This is a genomic window from Kribbella sp. NPDC050281 (assembly GCF_040655855.1).
GTDB lineage: Bacteria > Actinomycetota > Actinomycetes > Propionibacteriales > Kribbellaceae > Kribbella.
In genome coordinates, this window is the sequence record NZ_JBFAKS010000016.1 from 59,870 (window position 1) to 86,329 (window position 26,460).

At 67.5% G+C, this 26,460-nt stretch carries 32 protein-coding genes and 1 pseudogene; 8 read left to right on the top strand and 25 right to left on the bottom strand.

The features are described 5' to 3' along the window. Positions 1 to 27: 27 nt before the first annotated feature. Both AB0I34_RS19045 and AB0I34_RS19050 read left to right on the top strand, forming a co-directional pair. Positions 28 to 804 carry a ThuA domain-containing protein gene (locus AB0I34_RS19045; RefSeq protein WP_360446619.1) on the top strand — a complete coding sequence of 259 codons (777 nt, stop codon included), beginning with the start codon at positions 28 to 30 and terminating at the stop codon, positions 802 to 804. Next, positions 797 to 1,888, top strand: a complete 1,092-nt coding sequence (locus AB0I34_RS19050) for a Gfo/Idh/MocA family oxidoreductase (protein WP_360446620.1) — start codon at positions 797 to 799, stop codon at positions 1,886 to 1,888. The genes AB0I34_RS19045 and AB0I34_RS19050 overlap by 8 nt, the downstream gene beginning before the upstream one ends. A 53-nt stretch (positions 1,889 to 1,941) precedes the next feature. Here AB0I34_RS19050 and glmM read toward each other — a convergent pair whose 3' ends face one another. Genes glmM through rplM form a run of 3 tightly spaced genes read right to left on the bottom strand, consistent with a single transcriptional unit; the run spans position 1,942 to position 4,296 of the window. After that, positions 1,942 to 3,288 (bottom strand): phosphoglucosamine mutase, encoded by a 1,347-nt coding sequence (gene glmM / locus AB0I34_RS19055; protein WP_360446621.1) that lies wholly within the window; start codon positions 3,286 to 3,288, stop codon positions 1,942 to 1,944. 7 nt (positions 3,289 to 3,295) lie between these two features. Then, a complete protein-coding gene (gene rpsI, locus AB0I34_RS19060) occupies positions 3,296 to 3,808 on the bottom strand; it encodes a 30S ribosomal protein S9 (protein WP_360446799.1) in 513 nt (170 codons plus the stop codon). Between the two features lie 44 nt (positions 3,809 to 3,852). Next, positions 3,853 to 4,296 (bottom strand): 50S ribosomal protein L13, encoded by a 444-nt coding sequence (gene rplM, locus AB0I34_RS19065; RefSeq protein WP_360446622.1) that lies wholly within the window; start codon positions 4,294 to 4,296, stop codon positions 3,853 to 3,855. A gap of 277 nt (positions 4,297 to 4,573) precedes the next feature. On the opposite strand from rplM, the gene AB0I34_RS19070 reads away from it, so the two are divergent. Beyond that, positions 4,574 to 5,860, top strand: coding sequence for a citrate synthase (locus tag AB0I34_RS19070; protein WP_238162916.1), 1,287 nt, complete (start codon positions 4,574 to 4,576; stop codon positions 5,858 to 5,860). A 483-nt stretch (positions 5,861 to 6,343) separates the two neighbouring features. Here the strand turns inward: AB0I34_RS19070 and AB0I34_RS19075 are convergent, their stop codons facing one another. From AB0I34_RS19075 to AB0I34_RS19085, 3 genes are all read right to left on the bottom strand, one after another. Beyond that, positions 6,344 to 7,633 carry a nucleotidyltransferase gene (locus AB0I34_RS19075; protein WP_360446623.1) on the bottom strand — a complete coding sequence of 430 codons (1,290 nt, stop codon included), beginning with the start codon at positions 7,631 to 7,633 and terminating at the stop codon, positions 6,344 to 6,346. Continuing rightward, on the bottom strand, positions 7,620 to 8,228 hold the full coding sequence (locus tag AB0I34_RS19080; protein ID WP_360446624.1) for an SLATT domain-containing protein: 609 nt from the start codon (positions 8,226 to 8,228) through the stop codon (positions 7,620 to 7,622). The genes AB0I34_RS19075 and AB0I34_RS19080 overlap by 14 nt, the downstream gene beginning before the upstream one ends. Before the next feature lie 112 nt (positions 8,229 to 8,340). After that, positions 8,341 to 8,970, bottom strand: coding sequence for a GNAT family N-acetyltransferase (locus AB0I34_RS19085; protein ID WP_360446625.1), 630 nt, complete (start codon positions 8,968 to 8,970; stop codon positions 8,341 to 8,343). Positions 8,971 to 9,082: 112 nt separating this feature from the next. Between AB0I34_RS19085 and AB0I34_RS19090 the strand changes: the two are divergent. Both AB0I34_RS19090 and AB0I34_RS19095 read left to right on the top strand, forming a co-directional pair. Then, positions 9,083 to 9,804 (top strand): annotated as a pseudogene (locus AB0I34_RS19090) (SDR family NAD(P)-dependent oxidoreductase). Positions 9,805 to 10,048: 244 nt separating this feature from the next. Next, on the top strand, positions 10,049 to 10,507 hold the full coding sequence (locus AB0I34_RS19095; RefSeq protein WP_360446627.1) for a DoxX family protein: 459 nt from the start codon (positions 10,049 to 10,051) through the stop codon (positions 10,505 to 10,507). Positions 10,508 to 10,584: 77 nt separating this feature from the next. Here the strand turns inward: AB0I34_RS19095 and AB0I34_RS19100 are convergent, their stop codons facing one another. After that, positions 10,585 to 11,040: a nuclear transport factor 2 family protein gene (locus tag AB0I34_RS19100; protein WP_360446629.1), complete on the bottom strand. Its 456-nt coding sequence runs from the start codon at positions 11,038 to 11,040 to the stop codon at positions 10,585 to 10,587. A 118-nt stretch (positions 11,041 to 11,158) separates the two neighbouring features. Between AB0I34_RS19100 and AB0I34_RS19105 the strand changes: the two genes are divergently transcribed. Beyond that, positions 11,159 to 11,707, top strand: coding sequence for a TetR/AcrR family transcriptional regulator (locus AB0I34_RS19105; RefSeq protein ID WP_360446631.1), 549 nt, complete (start codon positions 11,159 to 11,161; stop codon positions 11,705 to 11,707). A 29-nt stretch (positions 11,708 to 11,736) separates the two neighbouring features. Beyond that, on the top strand, positions 11,737 to 12,687 hold the full coding sequence (locus AB0I34_RS19110; protein WP_360446633.1) for a hypothetical protein: 951 nt from the start codon (positions 11,737 to 11,739) through the stop codon (positions 12,685 to 12,687). On the opposite strand, the gene AB0I34_RS19115 is transcribed toward AB0I34_RS19110, so the two are convergent. The 13 genes from AB0I34_RS19115 to AB0I34_RS19175 form a co-directional block, all read right to left on the bottom strand. Further along, the gene (locus AB0I34_RS19115) at positions 12,684 to 14,366 is read right to left on the bottom strand and encodes an ATP-binding cassette domain-containing protein (protein WP_360446635.1); all 1,683 of its coding nucleotides are present in this window, start codon (positions 14,364 to 14,366) and stop codon (positions 12,684 to 12,686) included. The two genes, AB0I34_RS19110 and AB0I34_RS19115, sit on opposite strands and share 4 nt — an antisense overlap. A gap of 46 nt (positions 14,367 to 14,412) precedes the next feature. Next, positions 14,413 to 15,186 carry a hypothetical protein gene (locus AB0I34_RS19120; RefSeq protein WP_360446637.1) on the bottom strand — a complete coding sequence of 258 codons (774 nt, stop codon included), beginning with the start codon at positions 15,184 to 15,186 and terminating at the stop codon, positions 14,413 to 14,415. Next, entirely contained in the window at positions 15,179 to 15,700 is a 522-nt protein-coding gene (locus AB0I34_RS19125) for a SigE family RNA polymerase sigma factor (RefSeq protein WP_360446639.1), read from the bottom strand. Before AB0I34_RS19125 ends, AB0I34_RS19120 begins: the two co-directional genes overlap by 8 nt. Before the next feature lie 16 nt (positions 15,701 to 15,716). Next, the gene (locus tag AB0I34_RS19130) at positions 15,717 to 16,331 is read right to left on the bottom strand and encodes a methyltransferase (protein ID WP_360446641.1); all 615 of its coding nucleotides are present in this window, start codon (positions 16,329 to 16,331) and stop codon (positions 15,717 to 15,719) included. Beyond that, complete coding sequence (gene truA / locus AB0I34_RS19135) at positions 16,324 to 17,136, bottom strand: tRNA pseudouridine(38-40) synthase TruA (RefSeq protein ID WP_360446643.1); 813 nt, start codon at positions 17,134 to 17,136, stop codon at positions 16,324 to 16,326. Before truA ends, AB0I34_RS19130 begins: the two co-directional genes overlap by 8 nt. Before the next feature lie 64 nt (positions 17,137 to 17,200). Beyond that, positions 17,201 to 17,743: a 50S ribosomal protein L17 gene (rplQ, locus tag AB0I34_RS19140; protein ID WP_360446645.1), complete on the bottom strand. Its 543-nt coding sequence runs from the start codon at positions 17,741 to 17,743 to the stop codon at positions 17,201 to 17,203. Between the two features lie 57 nt (positions 17,744 to 17,800). Then, entirely contained in the window at positions 17,801 to 18,826 is a 1,026-nt protein-coding gene (locus tag AB0I34_RS19145; RefSeq protein ID WP_131360975.1) for a DNA-directed RNA polymerase subunit alpha, read from the bottom strand. A gap of 104 nt (positions 18,827 to 18,930) precedes the next feature. Next, positions 18,931 to 19,539 carry a 30S ribosomal protein S4 gene (rpsD, locus tag AB0I34_RS19150; protein ID WP_131360977.1) on the bottom strand — a complete coding sequence of 203 codons (609 nt, stop codon included), beginning with the start codon at positions 19,537 to 19,539 and terminating at the stop codon, positions 18,931 to 18,933. A gap of 22 nt (positions 19,540 to 19,561) precedes the next feature. Next, entirely contained in the window at positions 19,562 to 19,969 is a 408-nt protein-coding gene (gene rpsK / locus AB0I34_RS19155; protein WP_012923659.1) for a 30S ribosomal protein S11, read from the bottom strand. Positions 19,970 to 20,010: 41 nt separating this feature from the next. Next, positions 20,011 to 20,382 carry a 30S ribosomal protein S13 gene (gene rpsM / locus AB0I34_RS19160; protein ID WP_131360979.1) on the bottom strand — a complete coding sequence of 124 codons (372 nt, stop codon included), beginning with the start codon at positions 20,380 to 20,382 and terminating at the stop codon, positions 20,011 to 20,013. Between the two features lie 187 nt (positions 20,383 to 20,569). Next, positions 20,570 to 20,683, bottom strand: coding sequence for a 50S ribosomal protein L36 (gene rpmJ, locus AB0I34_RS19165; RefSeq protein WP_008361054.1), 114 nt, complete (start codon positions 20,681 to 20,683; stop codon positions 20,570 to 20,572). Positions 20,684 to 20,718: 35 nt separating this feature from the next. Then, on the bottom strand, positions 20,719 to 20,940 hold the full coding sequence (infA, locus tag AB0I34_RS19170; RefSeq protein WP_012923661.1) for a translation initiation factor IF-1: 222 nt from the start codon (positions 20,938 to 20,940) through the stop codon (positions 20,719 to 20,721). A gap of 176 nt (positions 20,941 to 21,116) precedes the next feature. Further along, positions 21,117 to 21,446, bottom strand: coding sequence for a helix-turn-helix domain-containing protein (locus AB0I34_RS19175; RefSeq protein ID WP_360446648.1), 330 nt, complete (start codon positions 21,444 to 21,446; stop codon positions 21,117 to 21,119). Between the two features lie 77 nt (positions 21,447 to 21,523). Between AB0I34_RS19175 and AB0I34_RS19180 the strand changes: the two genes are divergently transcribed. After that, positions 21,524 to 22,390 carry an NAD(P)-binding domain-containing protein gene (locus AB0I34_RS19180; protein WP_360446650.1) on the top strand — a complete coding sequence of 289 codons (867 nt, stop codon included), beginning with the start codon at positions 21,524 to 21,526 and terminating at the stop codon, positions 22,388 to 22,390. Here the strand turns inward: AB0I34_RS19180 and AB0I34_RS19185 are convergent. The 5 genes from AB0I34_RS19185 to secY form a co-directional block, all read right to left on the bottom strand. Next, positions 22,374 to 23,186 (bottom strand): hypothetical protein, encoded by an 813-nt coding sequence (locus AB0I34_RS19185; protein ID WP_360446652.1) that lies wholly within the window; start codon positions 23,184 to 23,186, stop codon positions 22,374 to 22,376. The genes AB0I34_RS19180 and AB0I34_RS19185 overlap by 17 nt on opposite strands. Further along, positions 23,183 to 23,626 (bottom strand): DUF1707 domain-containing protein, encoded by a 444-nt coding sequence (locus AB0I34_RS19190; RefSeq protein ID WP_131512861.1) that lies wholly within the window; start codon positions 23,624 to 23,626, stop codon positions 23,183 to 23,185. The genes AB0I34_RS19185 and AB0I34_RS19190 overlap by 4 nt, the downstream gene beginning before the upstream one ends. Before the next feature lie 68 nt (positions 23,627 to 23,694). Beyond that, complete coding sequence (gene map / locus AB0I34_RS19195; protein ID WP_360446654.1) at positions 23,695 to 24,519, bottom strand: type I methionyl aminopeptidase; 825 nt, start codon at positions 24,517 to 24,519, stop codon at positions 23,695 to 23,697. A 10-nt stretch (positions 24,520 to 24,529) separates the two neighbouring features. Beyond that, the gene (locus AB0I34_RS19200; protein ID WP_131360987.1) at positions 24,530 to 25,102 is read right to left on the bottom strand and encodes an adenylate kinase; all 573 of its coding nucleotides are present in this window, start codon (positions 25,100 to 25,102) and stop codon (positions 24,530 to 24,532) included. Then, positions 25,102 to 26,403 carry a preprotein translocase subunit SecY gene (gene secY / locus AB0I34_RS19205; protein ID WP_360446656.1) on the bottom strand — a complete coding sequence of 434 codons (1,302 nt, stop codon included), beginning with the start codon at positions 26,401 to 26,403 and terminating at the stop codon, positions 25,102 to 25,104. The genes AB0I34_RS19200 and secY overlap by 1 nt, the downstream gene beginning before the upstream one ends. Positions 26,404 to 26,460 lie beyond the last annotated feature (57 nt).

Genomic DNA, 26,460 nt, shown 5'->3' on the forward strand with positions numbered 1-26,460 from the left:
CCCCTTACGGACAAGGACTTTCACACTATGACGATTCGCGTACTCGTCTGGGGCGAGAACCGGCACGAGCAGGTCGAGCCGCACGTCGCCGAGATCTACCCCGACGGCATGCACAGCACGATCGCGGCCGGCATCGCGGAGAACCTCGGCGACGCCGCCAAGGTCGGCACGACCACGCTGGACGAACCCGAGCACGGACTGACCGAGGAGGTGCTGGCCGACACCGACGTACTTGTCTGGTGGGGTCACGCGGCCCACGGCGAGGTCGACGACAAGGTGGTCGAGCGCGTCTACCAGCACGTGCTGTCGGGGATGGGCCTGGTCGTGCTGCACTCCGGGCACTGGTCGAAGATCTTCGGCAAACTGATGGGGACCTCGTGCACGTTGCGCTGGCGCAGCGAGCGGGACCGCGAACTGGTCTGGACGGTGAACCCGACGCACCCGATCGCGCAGGGCGTGCCGCACCCGATCGAGATCGAGCAGCAGGAGATGTACGGCGAGTTCTTCGACATCCCGGTGCCGGACGAACTGATCTTCGTCTCGTCGTTCTCCGGCGGTGAGGTGTTCCGGTCCGGCTGCACGTTCCGCCGCGGCCACGGCAAGATCTTCTACTTCTCTCCCGGCGACCAGGACTTCCCGGTCTACCATCACAAGGACGTCCGCAAGGTGATCGCGAACGGCGTCGCCTGGGCGATGACCGACCGGCCGGAGCGGGCGGTCCCGACGCTGCTGCGCTACGAGACCGGCGACTTCTTCAACGGCCAGGGCTACAAGGGCCCGATCGAGGAGCCCGCGGATGCCTGAACCCCTGCGACTGCTTCAGGTCGGCGCCGGCGGCATGGGCCGGGCCTGGCTGCGCACGATCTCGGAGAACCCTGACGTCGTACTGATCGGCCTGGTCGACCTGGACGTCGACGTTGCCCGGGCGGCCGCGGACGAGCACGGGTACGGCGACCTTCCGGTGGCGACCTCGATCGGCGAGCTGGCCGACGGGGCCGACGCGGTCATCGACGTGACCGTGCCGCTCGCGCATCCGAAGGTCAGCGTGGATGCCTTGCTGCGTGGGCTTCCCGTGCTGTGCGAGAAGCCGCTGGCCGAGTCGGTCCGCGAATGCCTGGCGATGGTCGCGGCGTCGGAGGTCAGCGGGAAGCTGCTGATGGTTTCGCAGTCCCGCCGCTACTTCCGGGCCGGGTCCGCGTTCGGCCGGCAGATCGGCGAGCTCGGCACCATCGGTTCACTGTCGTGCGAGTTCTTCAAGGCCCCGCACTTCAGCGGCTTCCGGGAGCGGATGGCCGAACCGCTGCTGGTCGACATGGCGATCCACCAGTTCGACCTGGCCCGCAAGCTGATCGGCTCCGAGCCTGTGACGGTGTACTGCGAGTCGTACAACCCGGAGTGGAGCTGGTTCGACGGAAACGCGGCCGCGAGCGCTGTGTTTGCCTTCGCCAACGGAACCCGCTTCGCCTTCACCGGCAGCTGGTGCGCGCCCGGTCTGGAGACGTCGTGGAACGGTCGCTGGCGGGCGAGCGGCCGCGACGGTACGGCGACCTGGGACGGCGACAACCCACCGGTCGCCGAACTCGCCTCCGGCGAATCGCTGCCGGCCGTCCTCGTGGACGACCCGGAGCAGATCGCCGGATCCCTGTTCGAGTTCGTCGACGCGGTCCGAAGCTCCACGATCCCGCAGTCCGAGGTGCACTCCAACGTAATCAGCGTCGCCATGGTGGAGGCCGCCGTACGCTCAGCGTCCCTGGGTACGCCGGTCCGCGTCGCCGACGTCATCACGGAAGCTCACACCGAGGCGCTCGCAACGGTCCAGGACCCTGCCCTGCAAGCAGCTCTGCAGGCCTGGCCCAACGTGCTGAAGGCGGTCGGCCTGCACTCCTGACAGCAGAACGCCGGAGAAACTGCGGGGGTTTCTCCGGCGTTGCTGTGTTCTTCTCAGAGCTTCAGGGAAGTGGCGACCACGTCGGCCAGGGAGTGGGCGATCTCGTGGGCCGCGTCGGAGGACTCGGCCTCGACCATGACGCGGACCAGGGGCTCGGTGCCGGACGGGCGGAGCAGCACGCGGCCGGTGTCGCCCAGGCGGTTGGTGGCTTCGGCCACCGCCGTCTGGACAGCCGGGTCCGTGCCGGCGCGGGTCTTGTCGACGTTCTTCACGTTGACCAGGACCTGCGGCAGGCGCGTCATCGCGCCGGCCAGGTCGCTCAGGGACTTGCCGGTCTGGGCGAGCCGGGCGAGCAGCATGACCGCGGTCAGCGTGCCGTCGCCGGTGGTGGCGTGGTCGGACAGGATCACATGCCCGGACTGCTCGCCGCCGAGCTTGTGACCGCCCGCTTTCATTGCCTCGAGCACGTACCGGTCGCCGACCTTGGTCTGCTCGACCGCGATCTGCTCCCGGACCATCGCCTGGACGAAGCCCAGGTTGCTCATCACGGTGGCGACCACGGTGTCGTTGGACAACCGGCCGCTGTCGCGCATGGCCAGGGCCAGGATCGCGAGGATCTGGTCGCCGTCCACGAGCTCGCCGTTGGCGTCCACGGCCAGGCACCGGTCGGCGTCACCGTCGAGGGCGATGCCGAGGTCGGCACGGTGACCGAGCACCTCGCGCTGCAGACCCTCCAGGTGGGTGGATCCGCAGTCCAGGTTGATGTTCAGGCCGTCGGGTGCGGCGGCGTACGTGATCACCTCGGCGCCGAGCCGGCGCAGTGCCTCCGGCGCGGTCTGCGACGCGGCACCGTTGGCACAGTCGATGACGACCTTGATGCCGTCGAACCGGTTCGGCGCGGAGCGGACCAGATGCGAGACATAGGTCTCGAAGCCCTGGCCGTCCTCGAGCACCCGGCCGACGGCCGCGCCGGTCGGGCGCTGCCACTGCTCGTTCATCCGGGCCTCGATCGCGTCCTCGATCACGTCGTCGAGCTTGATCCCGCCGCGGGCCAGGAACTTGATGCCGTTGTCCGGCATCGGGTTGTGGCTGGCGGACAGCATCACGCCGAGGTCGGCACCGGTCGAGCCGGTCAGGTACGCCACGGCCGGAGTCGGCAGTACGCCGAGCTTGACCACGTCGACACCGGCGCTGGCCAGACCAGCCACCACCGCGGCTTCCAGGAACTCACCGCTGGCACGTGGATCCCGCCCCACAACGGCGCGTGGCCGGTGCCCTTCGAAGGCACCGGCCTCGCCGAGTACGTGAGCTGCCGCGACCGAGAGGTCGAGCGCCAGCTCCGCGGTCAGGTCCACGTTCGCCAGGCCACGGACTCCGTCCGTGCCGAACAAACGCCCCATCAGGTGATCAGCGCTTGCTGTACTGAGGCGCCTTACGGGCCTTCTTGAGTCCGGCCTTCTTGCGCTCCTTGATCCGCGCGTCGCGGGTCAGCAGGCCGGCCTTCTTCAGCCCCGGGCGGTTGGCCTCGAGGTCCGCCGCGTTCAGGCAGCGGGCCACGCCGAGCTGCAGCGCACCGGCCTGGCCGGTGATGCCGCCGCCGTTGATCCGGGCGATCACGTCGTACGAGCCCTCCAGGCCCGCCACGACGAACGGCTCGTTCACGTGCTGCTGGTGCACCTTGTTCGGGAAGTAGACGTCCAGCGGCTTGCCGTTGACGGTCCACTGTCCGGTGCCGGGCACCAGACGGACGCGGGCGACAGCCTCCTTGCGGCGACCGGTGGCCGCGGCCGGGTTGATCACCGCGACGCGACCCGTCTCGGCGCGCTGCTCCGGAGTCGGGTTCGTCTCGGAGGTGTAGGCGACCGGGCCCTCGTTGTCGATGGGGACCTCGGGGTCGAACTCTTCGGTCTCGGTGGTGATGTCGCTCACGCTGAAATTCCTCGTTTACCTGGCTCGTCGATCGCTTACTGGGCGATCTGGGTGATCTCGAACGGCTTCGGCTGCTGGGCGGTGTGCGGGTGCTCCGGACCGGCGTACACCTTCAGCTTGGTGAGCAGCTTCCGGCTCAGGCGGTTCTTCGGCAGCATGCCCCAGACAGCCTTCTCGACGGCCTTGCGAGGGTCCTTGTCGAGGATCTCGCCGATCGGCGTGGCCGTCAGACCACCCGGGTGACCCGAGTGGCGGTAGGCCAGCTTGTCCGTTCGCTTGGTGCCGGACAGGGCGACCTTGGAGGCGTTGATGACGACGACGAAGTCGCCGCCGTCCACGTGCGGCGCGAACGTCGGCTTGTGCTTGCCGCGCAGCAGGGTGGCGATCTGGACGGCGAGCCGACCGAGCGTGACGTCGGTGGCGTCGATCACGTGCCACTCACGGATGACGTCAGCAGGCTTCGGGCTGTACGTGCGCACGGTCGTTGACCTTCGTTTCTCAGAGGTTGACAAAACTGGGACGTCGGCGAGCGGTCCGCCGACGTGGCAAGGACCTGGAACGCACAACAGCAGCCCAGAATACCGGCGTCGGCACCCTGGGGTCAAAGCGAGCCCAGACCCGCCGGAGACCCCGGCTTGGAAGGAGTCGAGGACAGCACTAGTTTAGCCGTGAAGAATCAAGTCCGAACCCGCGTCCCGCCGGCTGACGATAACCCTCACTCACCAGGCGATGACGCCAGCTTCCGAAGAGGGCATTGTGACCGAACAGTCGCTCACCGTCCGGGACAACCGGACCGGCAAGGACTTCGACCTTGCCATCACCGATGGCACAATCCGTGCCGCCGACCTGAAGAAGATCAGCGCCACCGACGGCGACGGTGGCCTGGCCACCTACGACCCGGGATTCGTCAACACCGCCTCCTGCCGCTCCTCCGTGACCTTCATCGACGGCGACAAGGGCATCCTCGAGTACCGCGGCTACCCGATCGAGCAGCTCGCCGAGCAGTCGAACTACCTCGAGGTGGCCTACCTGCTGGTGAACGGCAAGCTGCCGAACAAGGCGGAGTACGAGGCCTGGGCGCACGACGTGACGTATCACACGTTCGTGCACGAGAACCTGAAGACCTTCATGCAGGGGTTCCGGTACGACGCCCACCCGATGGGCATGCTGCTGGCCTCGGTCGGTGCGCTGTCCACCTTCTACCCCGAGTCGCGCAACATCTTCGACGAGGAGTCGCGGGCGCTGCAGATCCGGCGGCTGATCGCGAAGATGCCGACGCTGGGCGCGTTCGCGTTCCGGCACGCCCAGGGCAAGCCGTATGTGTACCCGGACAACGAGCTGAGCTACACGGCGAACTTCCTGTCCATGCTGTTCAAGATGAGCGAGCCCAAGTACGCCGCCGACGACCGGCTGGTGCGGGCGCTGGAGATCCTCTTCATCCTGCACGCCGACCACGAGCAGAACGCCTCCACCAACGCGGTCCGGGCGATCGGCTCCACCCAGGTCGACCCGTACACGGCCGTTGCCGGCGGCATCGGTGCGCTCTACGGCCCGCTGCACGGCGGCGCCAACGAGGCGGTGCTGAAGATGCTCCGTCGGATCGGCTCGGTCGATCACGTCCCGTCGTTCATCGAGGGCGTCAAGAACGGCGACGAGCGGCTGATGGGCTTCGGTCACCGGGTCTACAAGAACTACGACCCGCGGGCCAAGATCATCAAGAAGGCCGCCGACGACGTGTTCGAGGTGACCGGGATCAACCCGTTGCTGAAGATCGCCGTCGAACTGGAGAAGATCGCGCTGGAGGACGAGTACTTCGTCTCCCGCAAGCTCTACCCGAACGTCGACTTCTACTCCGGCCTGATCTACGAGGCCCTGCAGTTCCCGCCGGAGATGTTCACCGTCCTGTTCGCCATCCCGCGGACGTCGGGCTGGCTGGCCCAGTGGCTGGAGATGCTCGGCGACGGCGACCAGAAGATCGCCCGGCCCAAGCAGATCTACACCGGCGAACGAGGCGTCCAGTACGTCCCCATCGGCGACCGCTGAGCGCACCCGAAACGGCCCCTCCCCGGAGGGGCCGTTTCGCTGCCCGGAGACACCCCGAAAAGGTCACCGCTTCGCGGCGGCAGCCTTTTGCCGCCTCCGGCGGGTGCGCACACCTGGATCCGGAGCGACGTGGTCGGTGCAACAGATCTGATGACGGGGAGCGAACACCGTTCCGCGACGAAGGACGTCCTGGCGGCCTCCGGCGGCGTGAACCCCTGACACGCCGGGATACGGTCGGGGCAAAGAACTAGGTCACCTGGGCGAGAAACCGCTCCGCCTCAGCTATCTGTCGCCACCTCACCGACGGCGCAGATCGCGATCGCCGGGTTAGCCCAGACCGGAGCCGGTCGCCGAACCCGGCCATCTCCTCCGGAGTCGCGTGGTTGGCGCGACAGAGGTGGTGACCAAGAGCAGATTCGGCTTCCGCAGTCCGAACGTCCAGACCATGCGTCACTCCCTGAGGCCCGGAGACGTCTCCAGGCCTCAGGCTGGTTGAATCGGGACCTCAATTCGATCCCGCGCAACGACCACCCCGGCCTTGATCACGTAGCACTCGACGTAGTGGTCACCCCGGAAGCTCGTGATCTCCTGACGTCCGCCTGCGCGGCGGTTCGGATCGGTGATCTGGCCCCGAATGTTGTTGCGTCGCTCAGCTTCGTCGCCTCGGTTGAGGACTTTCCACTTGATGCTGTACGGCTGCGGCACCTCACATTCGGAGATTGTGAAGACCAGGTCCTTCTTCGTCCGCAGCGGCAACCGCTTGGCCAGCAAGTCCCCGAGCCAAAGCGTCCTGAACCCATCCTGCGTGACCTTGCAGTCGATCGTGAGCCCGTACCGAACGTCGATCGGGTACCGGTCCTCGATGAACTCCTCGGTGTTGTCGAACGAGTACGCCTCGTGCGAGAGCGCCGCGGCCAGGGAAGCCGGGACTTGCTTGCCGAACACCGCTCGCCACTGCTTGCTCATACTCGACTTACCCTCCGCCTCGATGGCCTCGAGGCACAGGTTGTAGGCCCGCTTCGCCCTGCGCTGGAACGGCTTCTTGACCTTGACCCGCTGACCGCTGCCGAGCGCGGCGTAGTGCTGGTGGTCGTCCTCTTCGGAGAGAAACTTGAAGAAGTCGCGGGCCATGACGTCGTAGTCGGACGTCGACGCGTCATCGTAGTCGGTGCTCGTCTGGAAGAAGTTGTAGGCCAGCGTGTCGATCAGCAGCCTGCCCATGACGACCCCGTGCGCGTTCTTCCACGCGCGTGCCATCTTGCAAAGATTCCGCAGGTTCCCGCTGGTGATGGAATCCCGCGTGCGGATGGCATCGATCTCCGCGCGAGGCTTCGTGATCTTCCACGATTGGGAGTACGTATCTGGATAGGAGAACGAATCGTCGTCGTTCTCGAACACGGGCTGGACCTCGAACTTAAAGTTCTGGAACTGCACCACGATGACGCACTGGTCGACGCTCACCTCGGTGCTCGGGTATCGGCTCCGTATTGCGTCACGCGTGCGGACGAGGACCCGCTGCGGTCCTGTGTCCCCTTTGTAGTTGTCGCGGATGGCCGGTGGGAGGATGTACAGCATGTCAAGGTCCGAGATTCCGCGGATGGCAGACCCCCGGCCGTAGGAGCCGACCATTAGCTGGTTGTTGGTTGAGCCAACGAGGGAGCGAAACTCCTTGTTCAGTGCCTTCGCAATCTCGTCGCGACGTCTGGCGATCGCGGGCCGGTTGTCGACCTTGAGATTGTCCAGCATGCCGTCGAAGATCTCACTTACCTTCATCGCGTCCTCGCTCCGCGGTGCTCCGAAGCCCCGCCGGCAACAGGAGGTCGAGCTCCTCGGTTGAGAACGTCAGATCTTCCTTACGCTGCAGGGCTTCCTGGGCGCGGTGATACGCCTTGGCGGTAGACCTGGGCGCCTCACCATAAGTCGCCAGCGCCTCCCGCTGGAGGCTGTCTCGCCGCGCACGGCCCTCGTCGACGGTGATGGTGTTCGACTGCAGATCGACGATCAGCGACTGGTAGGACTCGCGAAGGTTCCAGACCTTCGCCGCGACGTCACGGTGCTTCTGCGTATCCTCGCCATACTTGAACGTCTTGGTGCCGAGATTGATGCCGGTGACGAGCAGGGCGATGAAGGAGGTGCCAAGCGCGGCCCAGGACTCGTTCACGAGCAAGCCGAGCAACGACGCCAGAAAAGAACCTGAGCTGATCACGGCAAGGGTTAGGAGGAGTCGCTGCTGCCGCTTGTGACTCTCGAAGCAGAGGTCGGCCTGCTTCTCGTGGGTCTTGTGGGTGTACGCGGCGCGTCCGTAGGCTTCCCGCACCTGTGCCAGCAACAACCGGCGCGCCTCGCCGTGATCCACCGCTCCACTCACCTGGGCCTCCCCCGATGCTCAGGCCGCTCGTCGGATCGTCCGGGGCCCGAATACCTGTCTTTGGGCAACTTCGGCGTCACAAACCACGCACTGCTACCACTGGTCGTCCATGCTAGCCGTGGCCACAGACAGAAAGCCGCGACGGCCGGCTCTGCCAGCCGGCATCCAGCAGCCGGGGTGGCGATTCCGTCACGAGCTCAGCCGGGCGGCGGGGCCGAGCGTAGGCCGAGCCACTGTTCGGCGTCCCAGGCTTCGAAGCGCTCGACCTCGGTGAACCCAGCTTCGCGGCGAGGCGCATCGAGCCGGCGTTGGCGGACAGGGTGGAGAGCACCACCGGCTCGCCGGGCAGGACGCCGTCGAACCAGTCGAGTGCCGCCGCGCACGCCTCGGCGACGTACCCGAATCCCCACGCCCGCGGCAGGAGCAGGTCGCCGAGGTCGGCCTTCCCCACCGCAGCCGGGCGACTGTGCCCGGTTGCTCTCCTGAGCAGGATCTGGCCGATCATCGCCCCGTCGAGCTCGACGACGAAATTCCCGGGCCGGCGCGCGGGCACCTCGGGCAGCTCGCGCTCGAGCTCGTCCCGCGGGCGGGGACCGCCGAGGTAGGCGTTCACCTCGGGCGAGGCGTGCAGTTCGATGAACGCCGCCCAGTCCCGCGCCTCGGGCTCACGGAGCACGAGCCGCTCGGTCCTGATCGGCTCCGGTGGCCAAAGCCACGAGTCCCAGATCTTCCACCCACGCAAGCTAACAATTGCTTCTCCGCGGGCCACTGCGTCAACTGGTTGGCAGAGGCAGCTTCGGCTGCTGGACAGGTTGGTGGGGAAGGTTGCGCTGGTGACTGGGGCCAGTCGTGGGGTGGGGAAGGGGATCGCGCTCGGGCTCGCTGAGCAGGGGGCGACGGTCTATGTGACTGGACGGACGGAGAGCGGCGAGGAGCACCCGACGCCGCTGCCCGGCACCGTGCAGGAGACGGCCGAGGAGGTGACGGCCGTCGGTGGGCGCGGGGTGGCCATCGCGTGAGATCACCGCGACGACGAGCAGACCATGCAGGCGGTGCGGCAGGTCGTGACCGATGCCGGGCGTCTCGACGTACTGGTGAACAACGTCTGGGGAGGCTACGAGTACTTCTGGGACGGTACGCCGTTCTGGGAGGAAGCCGGCTTCTGGACCCAGCCGCTCGAGCGCTGGGACTCGGCGTTCCAGGCCGGGGTGCGCGCGCACTACGTGACGGGCGTGGCGGCGGTCCCGACGATGGTCTCCCAGGGGTCGGGGCTGATCGTCAACGTCTCCTCGGAGGACGCTGAGAAGACGACACCGGCGTCGCGTACGGCGCAGCGAAGGCAGCGACCGACCACATGGTCGCCTGCATGGCCCACGAACTCCGCGACCACGGCGTGGCCGCGGTGTCGTTGTACCCAGGCCTGGTACGCACCGAATCGGTTCTGCGTGCGGCGGAGTACATCGACCTCACCGACTCGGAGTCCCCACAGTTCGTCGGCCGCGCGGTTGCAGCCCTCGCCGCCGACCCCGCGAGCTGCCGGCTTGAACACCTTCTGGTGGGCTTGGACATGACGTGAGCTGTCCGAGCCACCCAGAAGGTGTTCACGCCCCCGGCACCTGCGGGCGGGTCCTGCGGGGCGTGCTCTACAGATGCTCACGTGGCGGTGCGCGCCGGCTCGAGTGACCTACTCCCTCAGGCCTCAGGGTCACCCTGAGGCCTACCGCGGCTGGGGTAGCAGAAGTGCCCTCGGCTGCCCGACGCGGTAGGCGGGTGGTTTTCGGGAGTCTGTTCGTGACATCGAACAGGACAGGGAGACCACCATGAATGCCTTGCTGTACAAGGGAAATCGACTGGCCGACTGGCTCGGCCGGCAGAGTGTCGACATCCTGCGGGTCAGTCTCGGACTGATCTTTCTCATCTTCGGCGTACTGAAGTTCTTCCCGGGTGCGAGCCCGGCGGAGGCGCTGGTGATGCGGACCATCGACACGCTGACTCTCGGCGTCATCCACGGCCGCTCCGCGGTGCTGCTGACCGCGGTGATGGAGTGCTTCATCGGACTGACGCTGGTCTCCGGCCGGTTCCTGCGCACCGGACTGCTGGTGCTCGGGTTCTCGCTGGTCGGGATCATGTCGCCGCTGGTGCTGTTCTTCAGCGACCTGTTCCCGGGTGCTCCGACGCTGGAGGCGCAGTACGTACTGAAGGACATCGTGCTGGCGGCCGCCGGCCTGGTGATCGCCGCGAAAGCTCTGGCCGCCTCGCCGGTACGGCTGCGGGTGTGAGAGGGCGTCTGAGAGTTGGAGATGGCCCCGGGCGGGCTCGGTTGCCTCGGTCCGGGGCCATCCGGCGCCTCTGCGGACTACGACGCGGCGGGGGCGCCGGCCGGTTCCCGCAGAGTTGCTATCAGTGCTTCGGACTGGCCGCGGGCCCGGATGTTCGTGACATGGTCGATGTAGTCGCGGGACTCGACGATCAGGCCGTCGCGGATCCGCAGTACGAAGATGCACGGCGTGCGGTACGGCTCCCCGGTCGCCAGCACCGTGCCGGCGTAGTCGAACTCGGCGACGATCACCTCGGGGTCGGTGGTCTGGTGGACCCGGATGTTCTCCGGCTGGAACCGCACCGCCTCCATCACCTTCGGACCGAGGCCGCCGAAGTGCTGCCGCAGCTCGTCCCGGGACCGCAGCGGGTGGTCACCGAACGGGTTCATCGGATGGCGTACGTCGGTCTGCTCGGCGTACAGCTCGGGGAGCGCGGCGAAGTCCCGGTCGGCGACGCCGTGCACCAGCTTCAGGAAAACCTCTTCGGGTGTCATCACTGTCCTCACGCTTAAATGGAGTGTTGACTCCGAATATACGAAGTGACGACTTCGTTTACAACCCCCGGTCGTCGGGCGGCGTCTCCTAGGCTGAGAGGCGAGGGAAGGGACAAGAGTGCGAGCAGACGCGCGGGACAACCGGGCCCGGATCATGACCGCGGCGGACGAGGTGTTCGGCCGGTCGCCGAACGCGTCCACCGACGACGTCGCGAAACTGGCCGGCGTCGGCATCGCGACCGTGTTCCGGCACTTCCCGACCAAGGTCGATCTGCTCGAGGCGGTGCTGACGTTGCGGCTGGAGCGGCTGCGCGACCGGGCGCTGGAGCTGGCCGCGAGCGACGATCCCGGGCCTGCGTTCTTCGGGTTCTTCAGCCAGGTCGTGGCGGAGTCGGCGACGAAGCTGGCGATCGGCGAGGCGCTGATCGCCGCCGGACCGGCCCTCGGCACGGGTGTGCGGGAGGCGGGGGCCGGCATGCGCGAGGCCTTCGACAAGCTGCTCGCCCGGGCTCAGAGCAGCGGCGCAGTGCGGGCCGACGCGCAGTTCGCCGAGGTGTATGCCCTGCTGATCGGGGCCTCGCGCGGTGCGACGGCGGTCGGGCTGACGCCGGAGGTGCGGGATCGGATGCTTGTCCTGGTCTATGACGGCCTGAAGCCTCGTTCGTGAGGCGCTGGTCGCGGAGGCGCCGCGTCCTTGTGGTCATCGCGCTGGCGCTGGTCCTACTGCTGTCGGCGTACCCGGTGTCGTTGCGCCTGCAGTACGTCGGCGAGCCCGCAGCCGACACGCGGACGCGGAACCACGACGCGCTGTGGCTCGGCCACGCCTGGGTCGACGGACGCAAGACGGCGGCCGATGTCACCGCATTGGCCCAGCAACTGAAGGGCACTGGCATCCGGGATCTGTACGTCCACACCGGTCCGCTGGAGCACGACGGTTCTTTGCCGTTGGCCAAGATCTCACCGAAGGCCCGCTGGTTCACGGAGGCGATGCGAACGGCGGCTCCCGACGTACGCGTGCAGGCCTGGCTCGGGGACGTCGTACAGCCGGGGAAGGACCCGGGGATGGATCTGGACGACCCTGCGGTGCGCACCCGAGTGGTCGCGTCGGCGAAAGCTGTTCTGGACCAGGGCTTTCAGGGCATCCACTACGACTTCGAGCCGGTGAAGTCCGGCTCTCAGGGTTTTCTCGCGGTGCTGGATGCAACCCGTGCCCTCGGAGTACCTCTGTCCGTCGCGGCTGCCCAGATCGACCCGCTCTGGCAGCTCCATAGGATCCCGATCGACAAGTGGTGGTCGCAGGAGTACTTCGGTGAGGTCGCGCGCCGGGTCGAGCAGATCGCCGTGATGTCCTACGACACTGCCATGCCACTGGAGTCTCTGTACGGCGGCTATGTCGCCAAGCAGACCAAGCTCGCGCTGGAGGTGGCTCCCGCGTCCACCGACCTGCTCATGGGGCTGCCGGCGTACTGGGAGAGCAAGCCGTCGCACTGGGGCCATGCGGAGACCGTCGAGGCCGCAGTCCGAGGCGCCCGGCTAGGGCTGGGCACCTCGGACCGTCAGAACTTCGGTCTGGCCCTGTACGTCGACTTCACCGCCACCCCGGCCAACTGGGCCGCCTACCGCGACGGCTGGTGCACCGCGCCTTAGCGGGCGCGTTCTACTCGGCCCTCGTCCCAGACCGGTTCGTCGGACTCGTAGACGGTGCCGTCGGCACCGAAGACGAGGTGGCGGTCGAAGCCGCGGGCGAACCAGCGGTCGTGGGTGACCGCCAGCACCGTGCCATCGAAGGAGTCCAGGCCTTCCTCCAGCGCCTCGGCGGACTCGACGTCCAGGTTGTCGGTCGGCTCGTCGAGCAGGAGCAGCGTCGCACCGGACAGCTCGAGCAGCAGGATCTGGAACCGCGCCTGCTGTCCGCCGGACAGACTGTCGAACGTCTGCTCGGCCGCGTGCGCCAGCTCGTACCGGTCCAGCTTCCGCGACGCCAGCTCGCGGCCCATCCCCTCCCGGTGCTCGTCGCCCCGGTGCAGGATCTCCAGCAACGTCCGGCCGACCAGCTCCGGGTGCTCGTGCGTCTGCGCGAACCATCCCGGCCGGACGCGGGCACCGAGCTTGGCCTTGCCGGTGTGCGCGACCGGAGCGATCTGCACGTCGCCGATCGGCTGGTGCTCGATGTCCGGGTCGGAGCCACCGTTGGCGAGCAGCCGAAGGAAGTGTGACTTCCCGGACCCGTTGGACCCCAGTACGGCGACGCGTTCGCCGTACCAGACCTCCAGGTCGAAGGGCTTCATCAGTCCCGTGAGCTCCAGCGCGCTGCACACCACCGCACGCTTGCCGGTGCGGCCACCGGTGAGGCGCATGCTGACCTTCTGCTCGCGCGGCAGCGCCTGCGGCGGACCGGCCTCCTCGAACTTGCGCAGCCGGGTCTGTGCGGCCCGGTAGCGCGACGCCATGTCGGAGTTGTACGCCGCCTTCTGCTTGTACATGAGCATCAGCGCGCGGAGCTTCGCGTGCTCCTCGTCCCACCGCTTGCGCAGCTCCTCGAACCGTTCGAACCGGTGCTGCCGGGCCTCGTGGTACGTCCGGAACCCGCCGCCGTGTGTCCAGGCGGTGTTGCCCGCGGCTCCCAGCTCGACGGTGACGATCTGGGTGGCGGTGTTGGCCAGCAGCTCACGGTCGTGGCTGATGTAGAGCACGGTCTTGTCGGTGCTGCGGAGCTGCTCCTCCAGCCAGCGCTTACCCGGTACGTCGAGGTAGTTGTCCGGCTCGTCGAGCATCAGGACCTGGTCCGGACCGCGCAGCAGGGCCTCCAGCACCAGGCGCTTCTGCTCACCGCCGGACAGCGTCTTCACCTCACGCCAGCGACAGCGGTCGAACGGTACGCCGAGGGCGGCCGTCGTACAGACGTCCCACAGAACCTCGGCGTCGTAGCCGCCGACCTCACCCCAGTCGGACACCGCCTGCGCGTACTTCAGCTGGGTCTTCTCGTCGTCGGCGTCCATCATCGTCAGCTCGGCCTTGTCCAGCTTGGCCGCGGCGTCCTGGATCGCCTGCGGTGCGACACCGAGCAGCAGGTCGCGCACGGTCGACGAATCGCGCACCGAGCCGACGAACTGGCGCATCACGCCGAGCCCGCCGGACCGCGCGATGCTGCCGGAGTGCGGCTTCAGGTCGCCCGCGATGATCCTGGTCAGCGTGGTCTTGCCGGAACCGTTCGCCCCGACCAGCGCGACCTTGGCCCCGTCGGCCACCCGGAACGTGATGTCGTCCAGCAACACCCGCCCGTCCGGCAGCTCGTAACCGATCCCGGCGACATCTACGTGGCCCATCCCACCAGTCTGACCGTCGTACCCACCGACAGGCGAACCCTTATCGTCACCAGTCCCCGAGAGCGCTCAGGAATGTGCCTCCGGTCGGTCTGACCGAATCGACCATGAACAGCTTGAGGGGAGCGGCGAACAGGCCGTAGGTGTGGGTGCCGGTGAAGAAGCCGGCCGAGTCACAGCCGTCGTACTCGACCCACACCTCACGGACGCCGTCAGCGGTGTCGAAACGCAGCACAACCGCCTCGGACGGCTGAGCCGACTGTGGGGTGCACTTGAAGACCGGCAAGGACGGGTTGCGCTCCGGCAGCACCTTGATCGCGTCGACCACCTGCTGCGCTACGTCCGCGTTGAACCGCTGCTGCCCCAGCAGTCCGGTCGCGCCGGGCGTGAGGCGATAGCGGCACGCCTGCAGTCCGGTCACTGGCGTCGCCAGGTCCAGTCCGGTCCCGGCCGGGACCGTGTTGTGACCGCCGGCCTTCAGGATCGGGTGGTCGGGCGGACAGGGCGCATCCTCCTTGTTCGGCAGGATGCCTGGGTTCGACGGGCCTGCAGCGGAGCCGGATCCGGCCGCCTCCTTCGCGCCAGTGTCGCTGGCGTTCGATGCGGTCGGCACCTCGTTGCCCACCGCGTTCCACACACCGCCGATGGCTATTGCCACCACGGCCGCCGCCGCGGCCATGGTGAGTGTCTGGCGCCTTTTCCGGACGCGCCGGCGCGCTTCCCTCGCCATCCCGCTGCCAGTCAGCTCACTGGCGTCGGCCTTGTTCTGGAACGCCGAGGAGATTTTGGGGCCGAGCTCCTGCTCAGGGTCGTGCTCAGGCATCCTCGGCTCCTTCCTTGCTCAGCGTGGTTTTCAGTGCGGCCAGTGCTCGGTGTACGTGCGATCGGGCGGTCGCCTCCGCGCAGTGCAGCAGCGCACCGATCTCGGCGTACGAGAGCTCCTCGTAGAAGCGCAGTACGACGGCTGCCCGCTGCTTGTCCGGCAGCGTCGCGCACAGTGCCCAGACCGCATCGGACTCGGCGCGCGCAGTCGCACCGTCCGAGGCGGACGGCGCGGCCCGGATCGGGTCGGGCGACGGTGCCTCGCGGCGGCGGAACCGGCGCCACCAGGAGATGTGTGCGTTCACCACCATTCGCTTCACGTACGCCTCGGGGTCGTCGGCCCTGCTGACCCGGCTCCACCGGGCGCAGGCTGTCGTCAGGGCATCCTGGACGGCGTCCTCGGCCAGGGCCTTGTCCCCGGTCAGGACGTACGCGAACCGCAGCAGCGCGTCTGCCTTCTCGGTGACCCAGAGCTCGAACTCGATCGGGCTCGTCCGTGCCTCTGCTGCCGCCAAGGCTGCCTCCATACCCTCAGGACGGCGACGGGCCCGCGTTCGTTGCACGCAGTACCCGGAACCCCTTCGCGCTGCCGGTCCGGTCGCAGGGATAGCCCTGCTCGGTCAGCCAGCGCTGCAACGAGTCACCGCCCAGGTTCTTGCCGACAACGAAGCGTGCCACGCCACCGGGGGCAAGACGGCCCAGCCAGAGCAGCAGCATCTTGTGCAACTCCGCCTTGCCGATGTGGATCGCCGGATTCGACCAGATCTCGTCGAACCGAACCTCCGCTGGTACGCCGTCCGGCAGCACCGGGTGCACGCGGTCCGCAACCCCTGCGGCCTTGGCGTTCTCCGCGGTCAGCTCCAGCGCCCGGGTGTTCACGTCGACCGCCCACACCTGCGCCTCGGGTGCCTCCACCGCGATGGCACAGGCGATCGGGCCGTAGCCGGTCCCCAGGTCGAGGAACGTCCCGGAACCGGTCGGAGGGTCCACCTCGCGCAGCAATACCGCCGTACCGATGTCCAAGCGATCCCGGGAGAACACCCCGGTCGCGGTCGTGAAGGTGTACTCGCGACCCCAGATCCGCGCCTCGACAGTACGTCGTACGTCCGCGGAACCGGGCTCTGCCGAGAAGTAGTGGTCAGCCACGCTGGTGCACCTCTCCCCTCACTTGGCGGGCCTGCAGCGCCCGTGCGGCCAACTCGTCATCCGCCGGGTAGCGCACTTCCTCCAGTGTGAGGCCGTGCGCGGGCAGCACCGACACGGCCGAGTCCCGGACCTTGCCGGCCAGTACAGCGGCCGGCCACTCGACGTCACGGCGTCCGTCACCAACGGGGACCATGGAGCCGACCAGAGCCCGGACCATCGAGTGGCAGAAGGCGTCAGCGATCACCGTGCCTTCCAGCTGTCCCACGGCGGTGCGTTGCCAGGAGAACTCCAGCAAGGCGCGCACTGTGCTGGCGCCTTCGCGCTTCTTGCAGAAGGCGGCGAAGTCGTGCTCGCCGAGCAGACCGGCCGCGGCGGCGTTCATCCGGCCCACGTCCATCGGGCGGCCGACCCGCAGTACATGCCCGCGGGTCAGCGGGTCCCACCCGGCCGGATCGTCACAGAGCCGATACACGTAGCGACGGGCCAGCGCGGAGAAACGGGCGTCAAAGCCGTCTGGAGCGGCTGTGACGGCCGCGACAGCTACATCCTCGGGTAGGACGCCATTGAGGCCTCTGAGGAGCCTGAGCGGCTCTACAGCGCCTTCGACGTCCACATGAGCGACCTGACCGCGGGCGTGGACGCCGGTGTCCGTCCGGCCGGCGCAGGTGACCGTCAGCGGCTCGGGCAGCCGGAGGACGACCCGGATCGCCTCTTCCAGGGCTCCTTGCACGGTCCGGAGACCCTCCTGCCGGGCCCAGCCGTGGAAGGCTGTTCCGTCGTACTTGAGGTCGATCCGCCAGCGCACACGGCAATCTAACGCAAACAGCGCCCCTCACCGTGCGGTGAGGGGCGCTGTGGAGAGCTGGGTGTTACTTGTCCTCGGTCTCCGGAGTCTCGTCCTGGACCTTCTCGTCCACGACGTCCTGGACCTTGGCCTCGTCCTCGACATTGTCCTCGACCTTGTCGTCGGCCTTGTCCTCGGCGTCAGCCTTCTTCGCCGCCGCCTTCTTGGCCGGGGCTTTCTTCGCGGTCTTCTTGGCCTTCGGCGAGTCCGCCAGCGCCTCGACCAGCTCGATCTTCACCATCGGGGCATTGTCGCCCTTGCGCGGCCCGAGCTTGGTGATCCGGGTGTAGCCGCCCGGACGGTCGGCGTACCGCTCGCCGATCTCGGTGAAGAGCACGTGCACGACGCTCTTGTCCTTGATCCGCTTCATCACCTGCCGGCGCGAGTTCAGGTCACCACGCTTCGCCTTGGTGATCATCGACTCCGCCAGCGGCTGCAGGCGCTTGGCCTTGGCCGCGGTGGTGGTGATGGCGCCGTGCTCGAACAGCGACGTCGCGAGGTTGCTGAGGATCAGCTTCTCGTGCGCCGGGCTGCCGCCCAGCCGGGCACCCTTGGTGGGGGTTGGCATCTCTTACTCCAGGAATCTCAGGCCCGCTCGGACCCGGGGTGGGTTGGGCTCGGTAGCTCAGTACTGCTCGGTCTCGGCGAAGCTCTCGTCCTCGTCCTCGGCCTCGGTGCCGTAGGCCTCGGCGGCCGCACGCAGGTCGAAGCCAGGAGGCGAGTCCTTCAGCGACAGGCCCATCTCGGCCAGCTTCAGCTTGACCTCGTCGATCGACTTCGAGCCGAAGTTGCGGATGTCCAGCAGGTCCTGCTCGCTGCGCGAGATCAGCTCACCCACGGTGTGGATGCCCTCGCGCTTGAGGCAGTTGTACGACCGGACGGTCAGCTGCAGGTCCTCGACCGGCAGCGCCAGGTCGGCGGCCATCTGCTCGTCCACCGGCGACGGGCCGATGTCGATGCCCTCGGCCTCGACGTTGAGCTCGCGGGCCAGGCCGAACAGCTCGACCAGCGTCTTACCGGCCGACGCGACGGCGTCGCGGGGCAGCATCGACGGCTTGGTCTCGACGTCGACGACCAGCCGGTCGAAGTCGGTGCGCTGCTCGACACGGGTCGCCTCGACCTTGTAGGTGACCTTGAGCACCGGCGAGTAGATCGAGTCGACCGGCATGCGGCCGATCTCGGCGTCGGCGGACTTGTTCTGGATCGCGGAGACGTAACCGCGGCCCCGCTCGACGACCAGCTCCATCTCGAGCCGGCCCTTCTCGTTCAGGGTGGCGATCTTCAGGTCCGGGTTGTGCACCTCGACACCGGCCGGCGGCGCGATGTCGGCGGCGGTGACGTCACCGGGGCCCTGCTTGCGCAGGTACATGGTGACCGGCTCGTCGTGCTCGGAGGACACGACCAGGTCCTTGAGGTTCAAGATCAGCTGGGTGGCGTCTTCCTTGACCCCGGCAACGGTCGAGAACTCGTGCAGGACACCGTCGACCTTGATGCTGGTCACGGCGGCACCGGGGATGGAGGACAGCAGGGTCCGGCGGATCGAGTTGCCGAGGGTGTAGCCGAAGCCCGGCTCGAGCGGCTCGATCACGAACCGCGAGCGGTGCTCGCCGACGACCTCTTCGGTCAGGGTGGGGCGTTGTGCGATAAGCACTGTGGTTTTCCTTGTCTGTCGCGACGACCACTATTTGAGGTCGCGATGGGTGAAGCACAGAACCGGTCCCGCCGGCGGCCACCAGACCGCCGGCGGGACTGAGATCAGTTCTTCGAGTAGAGCTCGACGATCAGGTGCTCGGCGACCTGGGTGTCGATCTGCTGCCGGGTCGGCAGCTGGTGGACGAGGATCCGCAGCCTCTCGGGCATCACCTCGAGCCACGCCGGGACGACGCGCTCGGAGTGCGTCTCCCGGGCGATGATGAACGGGGTCGTCTCGGCCGACTTCGCCTTGACATCGATGATGTCGTGGGCAGCCACCCGGTACGACGGGATGTTCACCTTGACGCCGTTCACGGTGAAGTGACCGTGGACGACGAGCTGACGGGCCTGCCGCCGGGTCCGGGCCAGGCCGGAACGGTAGACCACGTTGTCCAGCCGGGATTCCAGGATGATCAGCAGGTTGTCACCGGTCTTGCCGGAGCGCCGCGAGGCCTCCTCGTAGTACCGGCGGAACTGCTTCTCCAGGACGCCGTACGAGAAGCGGGCCTTCTGCTTCTCGCGCAGCTGGAGCAGGTACTCGCTCTCCTTGGGACGGCCGCGGCCGTGCATACCCGGCGGGTACGGACGGCGCTCGAACGCCTTGTCGCCACCGACGAGGTCGACCCCGAGACGGCGCGACTTCTTGGTCATCGGTCCGGTGTAACGGGCCATGTTCGCTACCTACCTCTCTGGATCAGACCCGGCGCCGCTTCGGCGGGCGGCAGCCGTTGTGGGCGGTCGGGGTGACGTCCTGGATGGTGCCGACCTCGAGGCCGACCGCACCCAGGGAACGGATCGCGGTCTCCCGGCCGGAGCCGGGACCCTTGACGAAGACGTCGATCTTGCGCATGCCGTGCTCCATCGCGCGACGGCCGGCAGCCTCGGCTGCCATCTGCGCGGCGAACGGGGTGGACTTGCGCGAACCCTTGAAGCCGACGGTGCCCGCGGAAGCCCACGAGATGACCGCGCCGGTCGGGTCGGTGATCGTCACGATCGTGTTGTTGAACGTGCTCTTGATGTGCGCGTGGCCGGCGGCCACGTTCTTCTTCTCCTTGCGGCGCACCTTCTTCGCGCCGGCCGCTGTGCGGCTCTTGGGAGGCATAGGTCAGTTGCTCCTGGGGTGGTCGAAAGTCATCCGGGTCATCACTTCTTCTTCTTACCGGCGATCGCCTTGCGACGACCCTTGCGGCTGCGGGCGTTGGTCCGCGTGCGCTGACCACGCACCGGCAGGCCGCTGCGGTGCCGGCGACCCTGGTACGACCCGATCTCGATCTTGCGGCGGATGTCCGCGGTCACCTCACGGCGGAGGTCACCTTCGATCTTGTAGTTGGCTTCGATCCAGTCCCGGAGCTTCACCAGTTCGTCGTCGCCCAGTTCGTGGACGCGCTTGTCACCGGAAACCCCGGTGTTCTGCAGCGTCTCCAGGGCGCGAGTACGGCCTACACCGAAGATGTAGGTCAGAGCGACCTCGATGCGCTTGTCGCGCGGAAGGTCGACTCCTACGAGGCGTGCCATGTGGCGGTGTTCCTTTCGTCGGCAGAGGTGTGGTGGCGCGCCGCGTCCTTGCCCGCCTCGGTGAGTTTGTTGTCACCGGCAAGGCCCCGGCCTCTGTTCCGGGGGCGACGTCCGGCCTGAGTTTCCTGGCCGGACGAGCATGCGCGCTGTGGTGCGAAAGTGCTGTGTGCTGCTCGACTGGGGGCTGTCAGCCCTGCCGCTGCTTGTGCCGCGGGTTCTCGCAGATCACCATGACCCGGCCGTGACGGCGGATCACCTTGCACTTGTCGCAGATCTTCTTGACGCTCGGATTGACCTTCATCGAGCTTCTTTCTTCGACAGGTGTTGGTGGTGGTCTTACTTGTACCGGTAGACGATGCGACCTCGGGTGAGGTCGTACGGCGACAGCTCCACGACGACCCGGTCCTCGGGGAGGATCCGGATGTAGTGCTGCCTCATCTTGCCGCTGATGTGCGCGAGCACCTTGTGCCCGTTGGACAGCTCAACACGGAACATCGCGTTCGGCAGGGCCTCAACGATGGTGCCCTCGAGTTCGATGACTCCCTCTTTTTTGGGCATGTCCTCGCACTTCTGTAGACGTCGTACTGAATGATGGTTAACACATGGCTCCAGCCCGGGCTCAAGGCGCCCTCCTGACCAGGTCAGGCAGCCGCGGGCAGCACGAGACAGAGGCTACAAAGAGCCAAGGAAAGAGTGTACGCCACTCCCCCACACGAAACCCAATCGAGACCCGGTCACCCCGCTCGCGAGGTCTCCAGCTCGGCCAAGTGGTCGGCACCCCAGGCGTCCAGAGGGGCCAGTGCGACGTTGAGTGACCGGCCGAGGTCGGTCAGTGAGTACTCGACCTTCGGCGGTACCTGGTGGAACACCTCGCGGTGAACGATGTCGCGGCTCTCCAGTTCGCGCAACTGCTGGATCAGCATCTTCTCCGTCACGCCGGCGATCGCCCGGCGCAACTCCCCGAACCGCATCGGCCCGTGGTGCAGCGCCCACAGGATCCGCGGCTTCCACTTCCCGCCGATCACGTCGGCCGCGGCGTCCAGCCCGCAGGTGTAGGGGATCATCACTTACCTTTCGGTCAGTACCTCACAAATTAGTGGGTACTTGTCCATCCTAAAGTCTCCGGGCCAGGGTTGACGCCATGAAGACACCTGTCACCGTGCTCGGGCTGGGTGCGATGGGGACCGCGCTCGCCCACGCCTTCCTGGCCGCCGGCCACCCGACCACCGTCTGGAACCGAACCCCTGGACGCTCTCCCGAGCTGGACACCCTCGGCACCGTCCGCGCCACCAGTCCGGCCGAGGCCGTCGCCGCCAGTCCGCTCGTGGTCGTCTGCCTGCTGGTCGACGCCACGGTTCGGAGCACGCTCGATGGACTCGACCTCTCCGGCAAGGCGATCGTCAACTTGACCAACGGCACTCCCACCCAGGCCCGGGACACCGCGGCAGGAGTCGCCGCGGCGGGAGCGGAGTACCTGGACGGCGGCATCATGGCCGTCCCCGCGATGATCGGCGGACCCGGCGCTTTCGTCTTCTACAGCGGCTCGCCGGTTGCCTTCGAACGGCACACCGCGGATCTCGCCGTACTGGGCCGGCCCGAGTACGTCGGCAGTGACGCCGGGCTGGCCGCGTTGCACGACATCGCCCTGCTCAGCGCCATGTACGGGATGTTCGGGGGTGCCCAGCATGCGCTGGCCCTGGTCGGCAGCGAGAAGATCCCGTACACGCGGTTCACCGAGGACTTCCTGGTTCCCTGGATGACGGCCATGCTCGGGAGCCTGCCCAGGATCGCCAAGGAGCTGGACGAAGGCCCGGAGCCCGGTGCAGCAGGGTCGAACCTGGCGATGCAGGCGGCGGCCTACGACAACCTGACCGACGCATCGGTTGCCCAGGGCATCGATCCCGGCCTGCTCGCCCCGATGGGCGAACTGCTCCGGCGAGCCGTCGCGACCGGCCACGGCGACGAGGACCTGGCCGCCCTGGTCCCGTTGCTCAGGAGGAGTGCGTAGCGGCCCACTGTTCGCCTTCGCGCCAGATTTGCTGGGGCATCAGGTCCAGAAGGTCACAGGCTGCATCGAGTTGGGCAAGTGCGGTGACGGAATCGCGGTACGCCGGGAGGATCGCGACGAAGCGCCGCCCCTCGCAGCTGAAGCCGAACGGCGGGACCTGGGCGAGCGCCTCGACCGCACGCGGGTGCAGCACCGCCTGCGCGTGGTCCTCGCGACCGTTGAACAGGCAGTAACGACCGGGCAGGCGGTCGACCGTCAGGTCCAGCGGCAGCAGGCTGGCCGCCGCGACCTGCGACAGCGGTGCGGGCAGCACCTGGAGTGGCGGGAGCGGCCGATCCACCTGCAGATCGAGGAAGTCGAAGCCGAGCTCACGGCGCCCTACCTTGTGCCGGAAGCGCCCGGTCCAGAACTCTCGGCCGCGATGCCGGCCCGTCGTCACATCGGACACCTCGGCGTTCGGGTCGATGTCGAACGGCGGGAACGGCCAGCGCTCCCGCAGTTCGGGCTCGGTGGCCTTGATCCGCCAGCCGAGCTGGGTCACCGCGTCGGCCCAGGACTTCCGCAACCGGCCGTCTGCGACCCGCATGGCCAATGTGAACAGCATCAGCACCAGAAACCAGCCGAGCATCATCCAGCCGACCCAGCGCGGCTCGAGCAGCAGCCCGGCCACCACCAGCGGGATCGCCACGGCGAACCAGATCACGTACACGAGGGCCGAGCCCCGCCGCAGCTGCCACGCCAGGTCGGGGCGCAGACGCGGACCCGCGGGGCGACGGGTGACCGGGGCGGCTGTCAACGGCGCCTGCCGAGGCTACCCATCGCGATCAGGGCCCACGGGATCAGCAGCCAGACCGGCCAGAAGTGCGGCCAGTGCCCGCCGTTGGCGAGCCCGATCACGAACCAGATCACCACGTTGACCATCACGACACCGGTGAAGCCACCGATCGCCCCACGCCGGTCCGGCTGCGCGTCCTTCTTGCGCTCCGGGAACTCGCCCGGAGCCGGCGCCGGCTTGCTGTCCTGCACCACCGCCGGAGTCTGGTACGTCCGCACCGGCGGCAGGTCACGCACCAGTGGCTCGAGTTCGCCGTAGGTCTGGACGGCGTACAGCTGGTCCAGACGGGAGGAGAACTCGGGCTGGTCCAGCCGGCCGTCCGCGAACGCGTCCCGCAGCCGCCCGGCGATCTTGTCCCGGTCGGCTTCGGTGAAACGCTGGTGCGGCTGGTACTGAGGCATGTCTCAAGTGTGCCTCAGCCCGGGGTTCGGCGGCGTCCCCCGATGGGCTGACCCCGGATGTAGTTCTTCTAGTCGGCGAGGGCGCCGCAGGCGATCCCGAGCTCCGCGAGCTTGGCCTCGCCCCCGTCCAGGGCGGTGAGGATCCACGGGCCCTTCGGAGTGAGCGTGAAGGTGTGCTCGGTGTGTGCCGCGGACCGGCCGTCGTCGGTGACGACGGTCCAGTCGTCCTCGAGCGTGTGATTGTCCTGCTTGCCGAGCGTGAGCATCGGCTCGACGGCGAGTGCCATCCCCTCGACCAGCTTCGGCCCGCGTCCCGGGCGGCCGAAGTTCGGAACGTTCGGCGGCTGGTGCATCGCCGAACCGATCCCGTGCCCGACGAAGTCCTCGACGATGCCGTACGACGAATTGGCTCGGACATACGCCTCGACGGCGGCCGAGATGTCGGTGAGCCGGCCGCCGAGCTTCGCGGCGGCGAACCCACGCCACATCGACTCCTCGCAGATCCGGGCCAGCTCGAGCAGCTCGGCACCGACCTCGCCGACACCGACCGTGATCGCCGCGTCACCGTGCCAGCCGTCCACGATCGCACCGCAGTCGATCGAGATCAGGTCGCCGTCGGCCAGCACCCGCTCGCCGGGGATGCCGTGCACGATCTCGTCGTTCACCGACGCGCAGATCGAACCGGTGAAGCCGTGGTAGCCCTTGAACGACGGGACCGCACCGGAGGACCGGATGTGGTCCTCGGCGATCGCGTCCAGCTCACCGGTACTGATTCCGGCCTTGACCTCACCGCGGAGCAGCTCCAGCGTGCGGCCGACCACCAGGCCGGCGGCACGCATGGACAGGATCTGCTCGCGGGTCTTGATCTCGATGCCGCGGTCCCTGAACATCACACCCCGTGTCTTACTCCGTGATCGACTTCAGCGCGACGAGCACGCGCTCGCTCACCTCGTCGATCTCGCCGACGCCGTCGACCTCGCACAGCAGGCCACGCTGCGCGTACACGCGCAGCAATGGCTTGGTCTCGGCCGTGTAGACGTCCTGCCGGTGCCGGACGACCTCTTCGGAGTCGTCCGTGCGGCCCTCGGTGTGGGACCGCTTCATCATCCGGTCGACCAGTACGTCGATGTCGGCGATCAGCGCCACCACCGCGTCCAGCTTGTGGCCGTGCTCGGCCAGGATGTCGTCCAGCGTGCCCACCTGGGCCAGGGTCCGCGGGTACCCGTCCAGCAGGAACCCTTCACCGGCGTCCGCCTCGGACAGCCGGTCGCGGACCATCGCGTTGGTGACCTCGTCCGGGACGTAGTCACCGGCGTCCATGTAGCGCTTCGCTTCGAGCCCGAGCGGCGTCTCGTCCTTGACGTTCGCACGGAAGATGTCGCCGGTGGACACGGCCGGGATATTCAGGCGTTCCGCAAGCACCTTTGCCTGCGTGCCCTTGCCCGCCCCGGGCGGACCCATCAGCAACATTCTCATCAGCGCAGGAACCCTTCGTAGTTACGCTGCTGCAGCTGACTCTCGATCTGCTTCACCGTGTCCAGTCCGACGCCGACCATGATCAGGATCGACGTACCACCGAACGGGAAGTTCTGGCTCGCGTTCAGCAGGACGAGCGCCACCAGCGGGATCATCGAGATCGCCGCCAGGTAGAGCGCGCCCGGCAGCGTGATGCGGGACAGCACGTAGCCCAGGTACTCCTCGGTCGGCCGTCCCGCCCGGATCCCGGGGATGAAGCCGCCGTACTTCTTCATGTTGTCTGCAACTTCCTTCGGATTGAAGGTAATCGAGACGTAGAAGTAGGTGAAGAAGATGATCAGCGCGACGTACGTCACCATGTAGATCGGGTGGTCGCCCTTGACCAGGTTCCCCTGGATCCACTGGGCCCATTTCTTGTCCTGCTGGAACTGACTCACCAGCACCGGTAGGTAGAGCAGGCTCGAGGCGAAGATGACCGGGATGACACCGGCCTGGTTCACCTTCAGTGGGATGTACGTCGAGGTGCCGCCGAACATCCTGCGGCCGACCATGCGCTTGGCGTACTGCACCGGGATCCGGCGCTGCGCCTGCTCGATGAAGATGACCGCGGCCATGATCACGAGTCCGATCGCGACCACCACCACGAAGGTGGGGATGCCCTTCTCCTTGCGGATGTTCCACAGCTGGGTCGGGAAGGTGGCGACGATCTGGGTGAAGATCAGGATCGACATGCCGTTGCCGACGCCGCGGTCGGTGATCAGCTCGCCCAGCCACATGATCACGCCGGTGCCGGCGGTCATGGTGAGCACGATGACGGTGATCGTGAACCAGTCGTCACGGTGCAGCAGTGGCTCCTGGCAGCCCTGGAACAGCCGGCCCGGGGTGCGGGCCAGCGCCACGAAGGCGGTGGACTGCAGGATCGCCAGACCAACGGTGAGGAACCGGGTGTACTGGGTGATCTTGGCCTGGCCCGCCTGGCCTTCCTTCTTCAGCGACTCCAGCCGCGGGATGACCACGGTGAGCAGCTGCAGGATGATGCTGGCGGTGATGTACGGCATGATGCCGAGCGCGAAGATCGCGAGCTGCAGCAGCGCGCCGCCGGAGAACAGGTTGATCAGGTTGTACAGGTTGGCGTTGGCGCCACCCTGCGCCTGCTTGAGGCAGGTGTTCAGCGACTGGACGTTCACGCCAGGCGCCGGCACGACCGAACCGAGCCGGAAGATCACGACGATGAAGAGCACGAACAAGATCTTCCGGCGCAGGTCCGGAGTCTTGAACGCGTTGGCAAAGGCGCCTAACACCCTGTCCTCCCACATGTTTCCTCTGCCCGCTCAGGGCAGGGGCCTAGCAAAGCAGCT